The sequence below is a fragment of the Bacteroidetes bacterium endosymbiont of Geopemphigus sp. genome (genome assembly GCF_002904345.1).
GTDB lineage: Bacteria > Bacteroidota > Bacteroidia > Flavobacteriales > Blattabacteriaceae > GSPS2-BC2016.
In genome coordinates this window covers 636,281-651,624 of record NZ_PEIH01000005.1, presented here as the reverse complement: position 1 = coordinate 651,624, position 15,344 = coordinate 636,281, and the positions used below count along the sequence as shown (strand labels likewise).

Sequence of the window (15,344 nt, the reverse complement as noted above, 5' to 3'; positions counted from 1 at the left end):
GAAAATCCCTGATAACGCTCAGCGATGAAAAGGGAAACTATAGCATTGAGAATCAATAAGGAGATCCCTTGGAATTTTCTATGGGTGCCTTTGAGTCGGTGGTTAGAAAAGTAGCAGATTCTAATGTCATAAATGTCAAGCTACCCACGCAAAAAAAACTCAGGAGTTACAAGATGTTGTGGTAAACGCGGCCTACCGAAAGATCAAAACCTAAGAGTTTATTGGTTCTTTGAATGAAATGAAAAAAGAAGTGATCGCTCACAATTCGGGAAGTTCGACGCAGTCCACTCTAGAGAATGCCGCGTGGTCATCGTCAATTAGAGTAGCGGACAGACTGGTTTGGGTTTCAATGTACGCGTTTTGCGGAGAGTAGCCTCGCTTAACGGCTCGAAGGATCCGCGCTCTATGTCATCGATGGCGTTCCGGTAGCCTCTGGAGATTTTTTCCGGTAACTCAGCAATCTCTTCTAATAATTACCTCACTAATCAATCCCAAGGGGATATAGAATCAATGACGGTGCTGCAGTCGCCGCCTTATTATACGGATCGCGCGCGGCCAACCGGGTAGTGGTGTCATCACCACTAAGAAAAAAAAACTAGGCTGGATCAAATTTTGCTAAAGGCGAAAAGCAACTTTAGCGATATGGCTTATGATAGTTACAAAAAGATCAGCGGAGAAGAATTTCGAAAACTCCGCAAAGAAGGTCTTAAAAACCAATACCTCCACTCCAGAGGTGGATAGCTCCCGAAGAAGCCGAAAGGAAAGTGAGTGAAGATTTAGAGAATCTATACCCTGTGCCCCGCAGGCGGTTATGCTAACTGGCAGGATCTGCTTTTTAAAAAAGGAAGCCTTCGAAATTATCAATTTACTCTAACGTACGGTACGAACAAAACCCGCGTACTTACCAATCTGGGTTTTTAATAAGGAAAAAGTTCATCGTATACGATTCGGATTTTAAGCGCGCTTCTATGCGAGTGAACGTAGATCATAAAACCACCAAGAATTTCAGCTTCGGTGTGAACACTTCCTTTTCCTTTGCCGATAGAAATGGCATATCAGATCAAAGCTTTTATTACGCTTAATCCCTGGATGGTGGTCAATAGGGTATTAAATCCCACTTCTGCGCTTTATGAGGCTGACGGAAATTATAGGAGCGCATTAACAATCAATACTCTAGTCTGGTGCGTGATCGCGAGATGAATGTCAATAGTCAAAAGCAATACCGACTTTTGTTGAATCTCTGGGTAGAATTTAAGTGGAGGAGTATTTCTTTTGAAAGCAACAATCAGCTCGATTTTCTTAACTCGTTCTCGCAATTATATTATTCTTATAACACCAATAACGGGCGAGTCTATGAAGGATTGGGGAAAAAGCTTGCCTAATCAATTCTATACCCTTAACTTCGTCCAATACGTTCAATTACGGCAAACAATTAAGCGAGAACTATTATCTCAAGCTACTATTACCTCTCGTCTTCAGTAAGAATGGATCGCAGCTTACGTTTGTACTACCCAAGTCGCCGGGCCATTTTTGGGCAGTTTCCGATACCTGGATGCTCTCTAAAGAGGACTTTTTCAAAAGCGACGCTATAGATTTGTTCAAGATCAAATTTTCTTAGACACCACCGGGAATTATCCTACGTCCCTTTACGGCAGTCGTAGTTATTATAAATTCAATAAAAAATACAACGATCAGCCGTGTGGGTTTGTCCTTCACAATTGGGAAGATAGGATCTCTCCTGGGAGAAAATCGCGAATTTCAATGCCGGAATAGAATTCGGTATTCTAAGAAAACTTACGGGTAAAATCGAGTTTTATCGCAAATACACCACAAATCTTTTAAGCAGGTATCTATTTCTTCCACAACTGGCTTTAAAGAGCAGCTACAGAATTCCGGCGAGATGTCCAATACCGGCTAGGAGATTTCCTAATCTTATCAGGTTGGTTAAAAATAAAAACTTTAGCTGGAGCAGCCACGTTCAGCGATTTTTCCAATCGGAACAAAATTAAAAAGCTTTATAATGGCGAGCAAATCATCGAATTTTCCAGATTGTTTAAGAGAAGGTCATTCTTTTTATTCCTTCTATCTGTCCAGAGTAGCTGGGGTGAACTCGCAAACCGGGCGTCTTAGATGGTAAAAAAAAACAGCCGAATCGGTGGAGTTCACGGAAGACTATAATCAAGCCGAGCGAACGATTGTCGGGAAATTTGAACCCGACCTTATCGGATCTTTTGGCAGCGATTTTAAATACAAAGACTTTGAGTTGGGCTTTAATTTTCGTTTCCAGTTCGACGGAAAAATCTATGATGATGTTTCCAGATACCTTATAAATGATGGTGAAGACCCAAATACGCCTATTTCTGAAAAAGGGATCGATCACTGGAAACCAGGGAGATTGCGTTAAAAATCCGTTATTTCAGAACGGCCGTGGTTATCAGTCTTTATCAGCCTCTGACAAGTATCTTTATTCGGCTACCTATGTCTGTTTAAAGAAACTTTATATCGCTTATAACCTTTCTCTCCATCAAAACTTTTATGCTGCGGTTTGCAGCTGGACTTTTAAAATGCTCGTTTTATAAAAAAATTCTACTATTTTTTAGTTTATTCTTTTTAAGAAATTGTTCCGATTATTTAGATACCCAACCTCCTCTGGAGCTCTTCCCGGAGCAGGTCTATGACAACCTTACTTCCTTAGAACGTCTCGCTGGATTATACGGAGCGGTGATGATGTACCCTCATGAGGAGGTGATATCCGATTTTGTGCAAACCTTCAGGCCGGGGGTCCGATCGGAGATCTTTTACAATTATTACCAGAATTGCACGAATACCGCTACAATACCTTTCGCAAGATTTATTACGTAAATAATATCGCTAACCTCGATAAAGGTACCTCCGGAATCCCTCTCATTACCACGGTGCAAACCTCCGATAAACCTGCGTGCGCTAGAATGTATCTCAAGTATATGAGCAAATAGAGAAAGATTTAAAGGATGCCATTGATTGGCTCCCCATCCAAAAGCGATCCCTCAGATCAATCAGTAGGCGGCCAAAGCTCTTTTGGTCAAAATATACCTCTATGAGAAAAAAAACGATCTGACTTTTGATTTATCAGAGTAGGTTATTAAATGAGGTGCTTATTAGTTGGATCCACGGAATACATACGTGTCTTCTTTTAATGAAAAAGACAATTTCGAGAGCCTTTTTGAGATGGCCAATACCTCAAATGATAATGCATACCGTTTTAGGGAATCGGTAGTTTATTGAATCCTAGGGGCTATCACGCGATACTCGTCACTAAAAAATTACGTGCTCTTATCGCCTTAGTTCCTGAAGATATAAGAAATCAACTTTTTAAGGCGGATAGTTTTAAAAGCGATCGCTTTATTGAAAAATATCTCGAACCCAACAACGGTATGGTCAGCCAGGTTGGTGTTCTGCGACTCTCAGAGGTATATCTTATCGCGGCCGAGGCCGATCAGCTAGCAAATCCATCTCCCACATCTGCCTATTTGAATCTCATTGTAGAGATTGCCAATCCTAAATCTGCCAAAATAAGTAACCCTTACACTTGAGACATACTTGAGGATCGTGCTAAAGAGTTCGTTAGAAGGACCATCGTTTATGGGATCTGATGAGAGAAACAGAAAAGATATCGATAGAAACTCTCTTGATGGAGCACTTTCTTCCGAGCCTTTAAATATCCCCTATACAGACCATAGAGTGGTATTCCCTATTCCTCAGACTGAGATAGATAAGAATTCAAGTTTGGTTCAAAATTTGGGCTATTAAGCCTGTGTGATTCTCAGGGTATAAAAAATTACCTTTGCGCTCAAGAACGCCGAAGTTATGAATGGGAACAAGGGGGGCTGTGTTTTATTTTTTTTCTTTTATTTATCGATTTGCGCTCAGAAAGTTGAGCAAGAGATTGAGAAAAAGGGCGAAAAACCGGAAAAAGATTCTATAGAGATCTATAAGCCGATCCCAGAGGACTACCTCTATAGCAATGGAGAACAAGCGATTGAAGTCTTAGATACTCCCCTTTCCCTGGAAAAATATTATAAGCATAATTTTCTGAGGAAGGATTATTTTGGTTTCATAGCTTTTTCCAATATGGGCCGTCCCCTGAATCCTTTGCTTTACCGTCCCAAATCTCGTTTGTTACCCGATATGGGTTTTTCAGCCAAGCAATATCCTTTGATAAGTTCTGATGAGGTGCGTTATTTTGATGTGAAGACCCCAATAACTGAGCTTTTTTACGAAAGCGGCATGGATCAAGGGCAGATGCTTCAGGCGCTTTTCACTCAGAGCCCCCGCAAACGAATGAATTATTCCTTGCAATACAGCGGTTTGCGCTCTTTAGGTTACTACTCGAGGGAATTATCAGTCGGCCATATCTATTTGGCTACTTTCAACTATAAAACCCCGGAGGAGTGCTATAAGTTATGGATTCATTTTTTCGATCAAGATATCAATAACCAGGAAAACGGAGGAATACAGGATATACAGGGCTTTCGCGATAACCGGCCTGAATTTAAAAATCGAAAGAATATTCCCGTGAATTTATCAGAGGCTGAGAGTCGATTCAGGGCAAAGCGTTATTATCTGAAGCACTCGTGGGCGCTTTTTCCTTCGATCAAGGAAAATATTTCCTTTTGCCATCCTTTTGTTCTGAAACATGAGTTTCATTTTGAAACCAAAAATCACCTGTATCGGGAAAAAAAAGAACAAAACTTTTTTCGCTCAAAGGTATATCCAGGAGAAGCTCGTCTCGATAAAGCTGATTATGAACATCTAGGCAATGAATTAACTCTTGCTTTGAAAAGAGAAAAATGGCATCTCGAGGGCGGCCTCCATCATGATCATCTGGCATACCGCTTGCCCTTAGGCGGGCGAACCTATCCTTCAAAAATTCAAACCGATGTACTTTCTCTTAGGGCGGGTCTTCAGTACCACTATGATAGGAAATGGCTTTTCAAGGCGGATGGTCTTTACGCTTTAAGTGGAAAATTCGCACGTGATTTCCTTTTCAACGCAAGGGCCGAAATACCTGTTTTAGAAAAAATTAAATGCAGACTTCAGGCTTCACTCAGCACTACCCATCCGGATTTTAATACAATGCTTCACAGGAGTTTTTATGAAAATTATAATTATAGTTTTCTGGATTTTAAAGCCGTAGATAGCCGCTCTTTGCATGTATACTTGCTCTCTGAAAAATACCTCGATCTTTATTTTAACCTCTATGATGTAGGTTGGTATACCTATTTTAATCAGAGCGCCTATCCTTCGCAATACGACCAGCGGATGAAACTTTTTGATATACAGACGCGCTCTGTAATTAAATTTGGCAAATTCGCGCTGGAAAATCATCTACAATATCAGCGCGTGACCTCAGGAAATGAGGTGCTTTTGCTTCCGGATTTCATCGCACGCGCTTCTTTATACTATGAAGATGTGTTTTTTGAAAAATCCTTGTCTTTACAGACGGGCGTTAGTTTAAATTATTTTTCTAAATTCAGATCCGCGGAGTTTTTTCCTGTTCTTAATGAATTTGTTTTGCCTTCCTCGGGAGAGGTTCAGCCTATAGGGGGCTATCCTTTTCTGGATTATTTTTTGAATTTCAAGGTATTTCGCATGCAATTTTATATACGCGCGCAGCATTTTAGCGCACGCCTGGGAAATCATAATTATTTCAGCGCACCTGCTTATCCGAGTACAGATTTTATTTTACGCTTGGGTCTTTTATGGAATCTCCTTACTTAATTTAAGAAGCAGGGATTTTTTTAAAATTTCGGAGGGCTCCGGTCAAAAATTTTTTCTTCCCAAAAGCCATGAAAAAAGTATTCATCTTTCTATAAAACGTCTTGATCTGGCTCACACACCTATCAGAGGAAATAAATATTATAAACTTAAATACAATTTGCAGCGCGTTTAGACAGAATGCGCTGAAATGTTGATCACTTTCGACTGAGCTTATTCCAATCATATTTTAGCCGTAGATCAGGCAGGAGATCTGTTGCGATGGCTTACGCTGAGTTTGCGCGGAGAAGAACTCGGAAAAGTTCTTTCCCGAACGCTTTTGAATAACTACACTCTCAGGAATACTTCCCGGCTGGGTATGCTTTTTAAATTTCTTGACAGACAAAGCTATCGTTTTAAAGAAACATTGGGTTTTACAGAGGTATTGCAACGTAGGTGTCCAAAGTTTTATATACTTTCCAAGGGAGGCCGCCAACTCATAGGCGATAAAGGGTTGCGAAGAAATATTCGATGAGACAGATCGCGTTTGATTATATAGAAATCCCCATCGGGTATGGGCGGAACTTTTTGTGGTCTGCTCAGAAGGCTTTCTCAAAATCATCGTTTATTGGGTTTCCTGCTTTGAAAAACGCTTCTTTTTTAGAGGATAAAATTCAAATAAGTCCTACTTCAAAAAACTACGTGATAATAAACCGCTATCACTTCGGAGTGATACGCTAAAATTTCTGATGAATTAATTAAATTCGTAGTTTTTTAAACAAGAGAGCGCTACTCCTATGGATCCTGTCTACACGTCAAAAATGATATTTGGACTCAGCGATATGATTCAAAAAGATCTATTCCCCTACGGGATGCGTTTACTGGTAGTACATACCGGTAGTTTGCAGGATGGAATAGCAGCGATGGATGAACGATTGAAAAAACAAATTATTCCCTTATATTATGAGACTTCTCTTTTGTATATTTTTTACTTTTTTAAATCCTTTTTTTCTGCATGCTCAAGGCAATAAGCTTTCTGTATATGATTACCTTCAGAAATATGCTCAATCAGCTGTTAAGGAAATGGAAGCCTTCGGCATTCCGGCCAGCATTAAACTTGGACAGGGTATTTTGGAATCTTCATCCGGGAATAGCCCGCTGGCCTCAATAGCTAATAATCATTTCGGAATCAAATGTGGAAAGGACTGGATGGGCGATGTCTATTATTATGATGATGATCTTTTGCAGGAATGTTTCAGAAAATACCTTTCCCCTTGGCAGTCCTTTAGGGACCATTCTAAATTTCTTCAAAAACCTCGTTATCAAAAACTTTTTCATCTTCCGCGCACCGATTATAAAGCCTGGGCAAGAGGACTTAAATCCGCCGGTTATGCTACAGCAGCGGATTACGCTCAGCGTTTGATTACGCGAATAGAGCAATATCAACTTTGGCGTTTTGACAGCGAGCGCTCGCAAGGACTTGAAAATCGTATTCGGGAACATCTGGTGGCTATAGGACTGGAGTATGCTTCAATTCCCGTTCAGCAACGAAATTCGAATCCACTGCCTTCTGCTCTCCCTGTTTATCAACCTATCTCCGAGAAACTCTCCCGGGATGCACGCATATTATATCATGAAAACGATGGTCTTAAGTATATCATTGTAGAAAAAGGTGAAAGCATCGAGAAAATCTCCGGACTCTATGCTATCTCAACCAGACATCTAGCGCATTATAATGATCTTTATCAGAAAAGCGCGCTTTTGCCAGGGCAGTACTTTTTTCTTGAGCGAAAAAAAACCTCTGGAGTCCGGGATTTTTATCAGGTATCGCAGGGAGAGACTATGTACTTTATTTCACAAAAACTCGGTATAAAACTGGAAAAATTGTATTATCGTAATCAGATGGAACCTCCTGAGGAACCCCAGGGTAGTCAGATTTTATGGCTGAAAGGAAGAAAAAAAAGATAGCAATGATTCACCAGCACAGCAGCATACTTTTTAAAGAGACTCAAGAATGTATACCCGGAGGAGTAAATTCTCCTGTTAGAGCGTTTAAGAGTGTATGAGGTACGCCTTTGTTTATTAAACAAAGCTCATGGGGATTATCTATGGGATGAAGATGGTCATCGTTATATAGATTACTATCAATTCATGGGATCCCATGATTCTAGGACATTCTTATCCTACTGTAATAGACGTAATTGAAAAGCAACTTAAAGAAGGGACCTTTGGAGTTCCCACGACTCTGGAGACAAGCATTATACGGCTTATTGTTAAAAATTGATCCTTATATAGATCAGATTCGAATGGTGAACTCCGGAACGGAAGCTTGTATGAACCGCTTTGCCTTTCCAAGGCTTATACAGATCGTAAAAAAATCATCAAATTTATACGGGGTTATCACGGGTATGCCAATGCTTTCTTGGTTATGGCAGGCAGAGAGTGGCGCGGCTACTTTCGGCACACCTAAATAACCCGGGGATACCTTTTTGGCTCATTATAATGACCTAAAAGATGTTAAAACTTCATACACAGAGGCTTAATAAGCGACTGGTAGAGTTCGGTGATCGGAAATATGGACTGTATTCCGCCTGAGTCCGCTTTTCTTCAGGAGCTAAGAGGTCTTTGTGATCAATTTGGGGCACTTCTTATTTTCAATGAGGTGATGACCGCGTTTCGTCTGGGTATCAGCGGGACTCAGGAATACTTCAACGTCAGGGGGCGGATATCACTACCTCTGGAAAAATTATCTGGGGAGACTTGCCTGTGGGCGCCTTTTCCGCACGTAAAGAGATTATGTCTTTTTAGTTCCGTAAGATTGTGTTTACCACGAAGAACTCAAAGAGATATTTTACTCAGCAGGTATTTCATGCAGTATCAACTTTTGCGGTTCCATGCTTTCTGTGTTTTTTACATCTCATCAGGTGAAAGACTTTCAGCGAACTCTGAAGGCTGATCAGAAAATTTTTAGAAATTTTTTTCATGCCTTGTTTAAGAAAGGTGTTTATTTTCCGCCTTCGGCTTTTGAGAGTTGGTTTCTTTCCGATTCTCTGAGTTTTGAGGATCTCGATTTTACTTTATCCATGGCAGAAGAGGTCTGTAAGGAAATTTTACAATAAAATAATCTTCAGATAACAAATTTTTAAGATTTCTTTACCGTAAAAGGATAAATTTGTATGATTCAGATTCTGTAGTAAAAATATGAAAGCTCTGAGGTTGGTTTTTTGCATGTGTTCTTTCCTTTGGGTGTTTTCCCAGGAAAAGCCTATACGTGGACAAGCTTCTCGCACTCACTTAGCTCCTTTCTTTCGGGAAAGCCCTTCCGATTCAGAATTTATACCTCCCAAACCTGTGCTGACTCCTTTTGATAAAGATATATTGGATGTTTGTGGCTATTGGGGTACTTATCCCAAGCGTTCTGATTTTAGAGCGCTTTTAGATAAACCTGAGCATAAAGATTTAATAGGACGATTTTATAATGAGCTAAATCATCAGGTAATTACCGCGAACGCCGATTTAAAATTATTTAAAGATGAGTTAACCAATATATGGTTTACGTCCGTTAAGAGTAAAAAATCTAAATCTTCCAGTGAAATAAGTACGGGTTTTAGACATGTTTTTTGCGGTGAGCCTATGAAAAAAACCTTAGGAGGCATGCATTTTGTGGGCAGATATTTACAGGCACAAAACAATGGATGGGCGGGGGCTTTGTGGGGAGATAAAATATTATGTGATCAGCTGGAAATTAGCCATCCGGTCTATACTTTCGGCATAAGATTTAGAAATAACAGAGGCAGCTTCTCCGTAAAGTGCCCCAACGGCTATGCTTATGATTTTCATGCTGACAATATTTTGACTCGGGCCACGAAAGCTTTTAAGCAATTAGGAGAATCGGGTATGTGTCTGTATAATGTGGATGGCAAATATCAAGCGGTTTTTATCAGAACCTCTAAAGGAATTCATACGTTCTATCCTGATCTCAACCCGAATTGCAATCGTAGAAACATCGATTGTCGATGCGATAAAAATATTTATATACTTAAATAATAAAAACAACATCCACTTTTTTAGCAGGTATCATTTGCCTTTTTATTACCGGTTTTGGGCATGTGCAGATCAAGCATTGAAAGAGGCAACCTAATAAGCTTAAAAAAATGCTCACTGAGTTTACCCCTGAGCAGAAGGTTCAACTCAAAGAAATGCAAAAGCAATACGTGCAAGAGGTTAAGTCTTTCCAGGAAGATTGTTTGAAACAATTTTTAGGGCACCGCAGAGGAAATGGCTAAGCCATCTACAAAAAGCGACGCTAGAGAGTCAAATCTCTCTGGCAAGAGTTAAAATAATAGATATAGCTGATAACGATCCCATTGAGGTACTCTCAAAATGCAAGTAGTAAAAGAGATAGCCGTTTTGAAAAAAGCTCTAATATGTCGTCTTTACAAGCTGATTGCTGGAATCAAGTCTAGAAAACGCAAAAATTATAAGGAGCTTGTCAGGGTTTATCTGAGATGTTTATGAGGCAACTTATGAACGATTCCACAACATGATACTATTTCTTCTACTTAATATCAATGAATGCGAAAGAATTTTATATGCGATAAGCTTATTCATCAGGAGTCTTTACGTTTATAGTTTGGTTCCTTTGGAAGGGTATAGGGTGCGTCTTTGAACTTAACGAGCTAAATTTTAAAAACTTTTTGAATTGTGGAAACCTTATCGAGCTTTTCCCAGGTGAAGAGTTCAACTTCTTTTTCTATAATTTGATTTTTATTATTAATAAAAGACTTTCTCACAATTTGTGGCATTCTTCCCATATGCCCGTAAACAGCGGTTTCTTCGTAGATGGGAGTACGTAGCTTTAAGTTTTTTTCTATGGCGTAGGGGCGCAAATCAAATAAGTGCATCACTTTTTCGGCAATGACTCTATCGGTCATCACTATCTTGGAAGTTCCGTAAGTGTTTATATAAATTCCGGTAGGTTCTGCGTGTCCTATAGCATAAGAGATTTGCAATAAAAGTTCGTCGGCTATTCCCGCGGCTACGAGATTCTTGGCTATATGTCGCGCAGCATAGGATGCAGAGCGGTCTACTTTAGAAGGGTCTTTACCTGAAAAGGCACCTCCGCCGTGCGCGCCTTTCCCTCCATAAGTATCCACGATAATTTTCCTTCCGGTAAGACCAGCATCTCCGTGAGGCCCTCCAATGATAAACTTTCCTGTTGGATTTATATAATAGCGAATATCTTTAGTGAAAAGTCTTTGCAAGTGTTCTGGCAGTTCCGCTTTTACTTTAGGAATGAGAATCTTTTGGATATCTTCTCTTATTCGAGTGTGCATGCGCTCTTGGCTGTCAAACTCATCGTGTTGTGTGGAGATAACAATGGTATCTATACCAGTGGGTATATTATCATCAGCATATTCCAGAGTCACTTGCGCTTTGGCATCCGGCCGTAAATAAGGCATTTGGATTTCCTCCCGCCGTAAAACTGACAGATTTCGCAGTAATCTATGGGAAAGATCTAGCGCTAAAGGCATGTAATTTTCTGTTTCTTTCGTAGCGTATCCGAACATCATGCCCTGATCGCCGGCACCTTGCTCTTCCTTTTTTGGTTTAACTATACCTTGAAAAATATCGGGTGATTGTTCATGAATAGCGGAAAAAATACCACAAGCATCGGCATCAAATTTATATTCACTTTTGGTATAACCTATTTTTCTGATGAGCGCTCGAGTAATGCGCTCTATGTCTACCCAAGTTTTTGAGCATACTTCTCCGGCAAGCACCACCTGACCTGTAGTTACTAGGGTTTCGATAGCTACACGCGCCTGCGGATCAAAGGCAAGGAATTGATCGAGCAGAGCATCTGATATCTGATCAGCAATTTTATCTGGATGTCCTTCAGATACAGATTCACTGGTAAATAAGTGAGACATGGGTCTTTAAGAGATTTTTATGCATTTAAGAAGGATAGATACTAATGCAATAACCCAGGATCCTGCTTTAGCATTTTTAAAGAGGTTGCAATCAGTCAAATCCTTCCTCGTTTGTTATTAGGGACAAATATAGTTATTTCGTCGTTAATATAACGATTGACATATCGTTTTTCTGATTTGCATCAATGTAAGTAAGAATGGGTGACCCTTTAACGATTTTTTCACAAACTCTTGAAATTTTGTAACCTTGAATTGTAAAAAGGGGGTCTGGAATTATTTATAAAATACAATTCCAATATTTTACATTTTATAAAAAAAAATAACCGGACATAAAATTATCCGACTATTTAGATTCAGTAAAAACTTGAATTAATTACTATATTTACCATGGCTGAATTATTGATATTAATATTCAGATACTATGACATTTACGCTATGTCTTCGTTTATATTGCTTGGGAAACCAGAAAATTCATGCCATCCGTAAAAAGATCTCCATGAGCCCTGTTATAAGGGGTTAATCGCTCCTGGTAGGCTTGTAAAGTTGATATACATATCGATGGATCTTCCATTTATCGACGTCTTTACTAAATGAACTACTGGTTTTCTTTTTGATATTATCGTAAGAGTTGTATATATATCATATCCATCCTGAACATGAATATTAAATTCACCGTTTTCTACAACAAATGTTTCATTGTCCTTCCATGGTAGCGTGTTTTTTCCCAGAAAATTGCCTCCATAACGACGAAAAAGTACGATTTTCCCTTTGATTTCATCCAGTTTCGGAATCCGATTTTATGTAAGGAAATACTTTTCGTAGGGCCGAATATATTTCTCACGCATGACTTTTGGAAAGTCCATTTTGCTATTTTCCGTTGAATGTTCTTTTTTTTACAGAAATGATAATAAATTCATGGACATTTTTCTTTAAAAAAGACAGGCATGTATTAAGTATATCGCTGAAGAATTGATGTAAAAACACCGGACCTTTACGCATGGCAAACACGTCATTAATAAGACGGTATCTTACATCTGAAAATCTAATGTCATTATTTAATTGTTACTCAATATTCCATGACTGGGTTTGCATAAATCCAAGCCCTATAATTTTCGAATGAAAGGAAGCGGAGTCATGGGCGCCGGGAATATTAATTTGAGTTAATAAATTTGTTGCTATTTAACTTGGCGCAGCCAATGGTATTTATCATTCATAAGCTATTATTTTTAATCTATGGGCAATTCAAAATCCATAAAGCTTACCTGGAGTGACCACTACGGAGCGTACCTTCATGATAGATTCTACTGTTTATCTATAACTTATCTCCGATAAAAAGTACTTTTTTAGTTATACGGTTATTGTAATAAGTATGATGGTAGTTTATTTTAAAACTTTAGGTAAGACCTGAGACTTTATGTTGTGCTACTGCGTAGCTAATGCAGTTTGTTAAATAAAATTTAACAAATAATTAATAAATTGTTTTAATTTATTCTTTCTTATTGTCAAATTCATAGGGAAATTGAATTGACTCGAAAGATATAATGATTCTATAGATGGGCAAGCTTTTAAAAGACATTTCGTTACCATTAATAAATGCTTTTATGAAGTTATATGACTTATGAAGATTTATTTTAAGCCCAATCTTCCATGCGATAACGGCTCTTATCGATCTTTAGAAGGCCACAATAACTTTGATAACGTGAGTAGGCTATTTTTTTTTCTTCCACAGCCTTTTTTATTCTGCAATTCGGTTCATCTGTATGCAGGCAGTTGTTAAAGCGACATTCGGATCGAAGATGGAAGATCTCTGGAAAATAATCTTGAATTTTATCTTTTTTCATATCCACCACACCAAAGCCTTTAATCCCTGGAGTATCGATTATATAGCCTCCAAAAGGCCATTGATGCATCTGCGAAAAAGTGGTAGTATGACGTCCTTTTAGGTGATAACCCGACAGGGTATTGGTACGCAAATGCCACTTGGGAACCAGTGCATTGATTAGGCTACTTTTTCCTGTCCCTGAATGTCCTGTTAATATGCTTGTTTTACCAAACATTGTTTCTTTTACTTTTTCAAGTTGCCGGCCTGTTTTAACAGAAATTTCCATACACTCGTAACCAATGCTTTTGTAAAGTGTTTTCATTGCTTTCCTATTGTCGATCTGTATTTTATCGTGTAAATCAATCTTATTAAAAAGCAATATCGTCGGGATTCGGTAAGCTTCTGTGCAGACCAGTAATCGGTCTATGAACTCTCTTGAGGTATGGGGATTTTCTAAGGTGACTATCAGGAAGCATTGGTCGATGTTGGCTGCCAGAATATGTGTACGTTTTGAAAGATTTACGGCCCGCCGCAACAAATAGTTTTTACGTTCGCAGATCTTAACAATGAGTATGCTGTCGTCTGATTTTTTCTGCACTTCGACATAATCACCCACAGCCACAGGATTGGTGCTTTTAGAATTTTCAAGACGTAACTGACCTTTGATGCGTGCCTGCAGTATTCCCTCATTCGTTCGTACCTCATACCAGCTGCCCGTTGATCGAATGACGGTACCTTTCATCAATCTTTTTTAGCTTCCTTTAGCATAACCTGATTTTGAATATTTATGGATTCTTGATGAACCATTTTCAAGAAAGTCTCGGTGAATTCTGCCGACAGTCCTAAGTTTTTCCCAAAGTGTCCCAATCTTTCTGTTATTTTTTCCCAGCGCTTAGGTTGAAATATAGCTATGTTGTGATTTTTCTTGAGCATCCCCACCTCTTCGGCCAATTGTAATCTTTGAGTCAGTAAGGCAAGGATATTATGGTCGAGCTCATCGATTTGTGTTCGTATGCCGGATAATTTCTTTTGATATTCAATATCTTGCGTATCATCTTCTTTTCGTAGCTTTATTCTATTGAGAATTTCTAAGAGGCGCTCGGGTGTGATTTGTTGCTTGGCGTCACTCCATGCTTCATCAGGTTTACGATGTGTCTCTACCATCAAACCGTTGTATTCGAAGTTAAATGCTTGCTGTGCAATCGCCGAAATGCCTTCTCTTTCGCCGCAAATATGTGAAGGATCGCATAAGATCGGAATATTGGGATAGTGATTCCTAAAATCCAGGGCGATTTGCCAATGGGGTTGATTACGGTATTGCGATTTTTTATATGCTGAAAATCCTCGATGTATCACGCCTAATTTCTTTATCCCTTGTGCTGCGAGTCGCTCCAGGGCTCCCACCCAGAGATCAAAATCCGGATGCACAGGGTTTTTTACTAGGATAATTTTTTCGGTGTTTTTTAGCGCTTCAGCGATTTCTTGCACCGTAAAGGGATTCACCGTGCTTCGAGCGCCGATCCAGACAATGTCAATATCATGCGCAAGGGCGGCCTTTACATGTGTGGCATTAGCTATTTCAGTGGCAGTGAGCATACCTGTTTCTTTTTTTGCTTTTTGAAGCCATTGTAGCCCTACTTCACCTATTCCTTCAAAGCTCCCAGGCTTGGTGCGGGGCTTCCAGATGCCGGCGCGAAAAACCTGCACGTATGATTTATCCATTCGTCTAGCCGTTTCTAACACTTGTTCTTCGCTTTCTGCACTGCATGGGCCTGATATGATAAGTGGTTTATCAAAATGAAAAATCCACTCTTGATAGAGGTCTTTAAGTTTTGTCATCATATTTTTTATTT

General features: G+C 39.3%; 12 protein-coding genes and 1 pseudogene. 9 read left to right on the top strand and 4 right to left on the bottom strand.

Annotated features, from left to right (window positions below):
* The first annotated feature begins 612 nt into the window (after positions 1-612).
* The 5 genes from CS842_RS07480 to CS842_RS04440 all read left to right on the top strand — a co-directional run bounded on the left by CS842_RS07480 (position 613) and on the right by CS842_RS04440 (position 5,760).
* On the top strand, positions 613-741 hold the full coding sequence (locus tag CS842_RS07480) for a hypothetical protein (RefSeq protein WP_265614148.1): 129 nt from the start codon (positions 613-615) through the stop codon (positions 739-741).
* 1,414 nt (positions 742-2,155) lie between these two features.
* Entirely contained in the window at positions 2,156-2,404 is a 249-nt protein-coding gene (locus CS842_RS04455) for a hypothetical protein (protein WP_103327663.1), read from the top strand.
* 856 nt (positions 2,405-3,260) lie between these two features.
* Positions 3,261-3,572 carry a hypothetical protein gene (locus CS842_RS04445; protein ID WP_103327661.1) on the top strand — a complete coding sequence of 104 codons (312 nt, stop codon included), beginning with the start codon at positions 3,261-3,263 and terminating at the stop codon, positions 3,570-3,572.
* 16 nt (positions 3,573-3,588) lie between these two features.
* Positions 3,589-3,789, top strand: coding sequence for a RagB/SusD family nutrient uptake outer membrane protein (locus CS842_RS06565; RefSeq protein WP_146037454.1), 201 nt, complete (start codon positions 3,589-3,591; stop codon positions 3,787-3,789).
* Between the two features lie 57 nt (positions 3,790-3,846).
* Positions 3,847-5,760, top strand: coding sequence for a putative porin (locus CS842_RS04440; protein WP_103327660.1), 1,914 nt, complete (start codon positions 3,847-3,849; stop codon positions 5,758-5,760).
* 226 nt (positions 5,761-5,986) lie between these two features.
* Here CS842_RS04440 and CS842_RS04435 read toward each other — a convergent pair whose 3' ends face one another.
* A complete protein-coding gene (locus tag CS842_RS04435; protein ID WP_195909878.1) occupies positions 5,987-6,352 on the bottom strand; it encodes a hypothetical protein in 366 nt (121 codons plus the stop codon).
* A 347-nt stretch (positions 6,353-6,699) separates the two neighbouring features.
* Between CS842_RS04435 and CS842_RS04430 the strand changes: the two genes are divergently transcribed.
* The 4 genes and pseudogenes from CS842_RS04430 to CS842_RS07475 all read left to right on the top strand — a co-directional run bounded on the left by CS842_RS04430 (position 6,700) and on the right by CS842_RS07475 (position 10,022).
* Positions 6,700-7,704, top strand: coding sequence for a glycoside hydrolase family 73 protein (locus CS842_RS04430; protein ID WP_103327658.1), 1,005 nt, complete (start codon positions 6,700-6,702; stop codon positions 7,702-7,704).
* 2 nt (positions 7,705-7,706) lie between these two features.
* Positions 7,707-8,855, top strand: a pseudogene (locus tag CS842_RS04425) (aminotransferase class III-fold pyridoxal phosphate-dependent enzyme).
* Positions 8,856-8,937: 82 nt separating this feature from the next.
* Positions 8,938-9,783, top strand: a complete 846-nt coding sequence (locus tag CS842_RS04420) for an EndoU domain-containing protein (RefSeq protein WP_103327657.1) — start codon at positions 8,938-8,940, stop codon at positions 9,781-9,783.
* Between the two features lie 107 nt (positions 9,784-9,890).
* Positions 9,891-10,022, top strand: a complete 132-nt coding sequence (locus CS842_RS07475) for a hypothetical protein (protein ID WP_265614149.1) — start codon at positions 9,891-9,893, stop codon at positions 10,020-10,022.
* 393 nt (positions 10,023-10,415) lie between these two features.
* Here CS842_RS07475 and metK read toward each other — a convergent pair whose 3' ends face one another.
* The 3 genes from metK to CS842_RS04405 all read right to left on the bottom strand — a co-directional run bounded on the left by metK (position 10,416) and on the right by CS842_RS04405 (position 15,330).
* The gene (gene metK, locus CS842_RS04415; protein ID WP_103327656.1) at positions 10,416-11,669 is read right to left on the bottom strand and encodes a methionine adenosyltransferase; all 1,254 of its coding nucleotides are present in this window, start codon (positions 11,667-11,669) and stop codon (positions 10,416-10,418) included.
* 1,631 nt (positions 11,670-13,300) lie between these two features.
* Entirely contained in the window at positions 13,301-14,233 is a 933-nt protein-coding gene (gene rsgA / locus CS842_RS04410; protein WP_103327655.1) for a ribosome small subunit-dependent GTPase A, read from the bottom strand.
* Positions 14,233-15,330 (bottom strand): chorismate mutase, encoded by a 1,098-nt coding sequence (locus CS842_RS04405; RefSeq protein ID WP_195909925.1) that lies wholly within the window; start codon positions 15,328-15,330, stop codon positions 14,233-14,235. The genes rsgA and CS842_RS04405 overlap by 1 nt, the downstream gene beginning before the upstream one ends.
* Between the last annotated feature and the right edge of the window lie 14 nt (positions 15,331-15,344).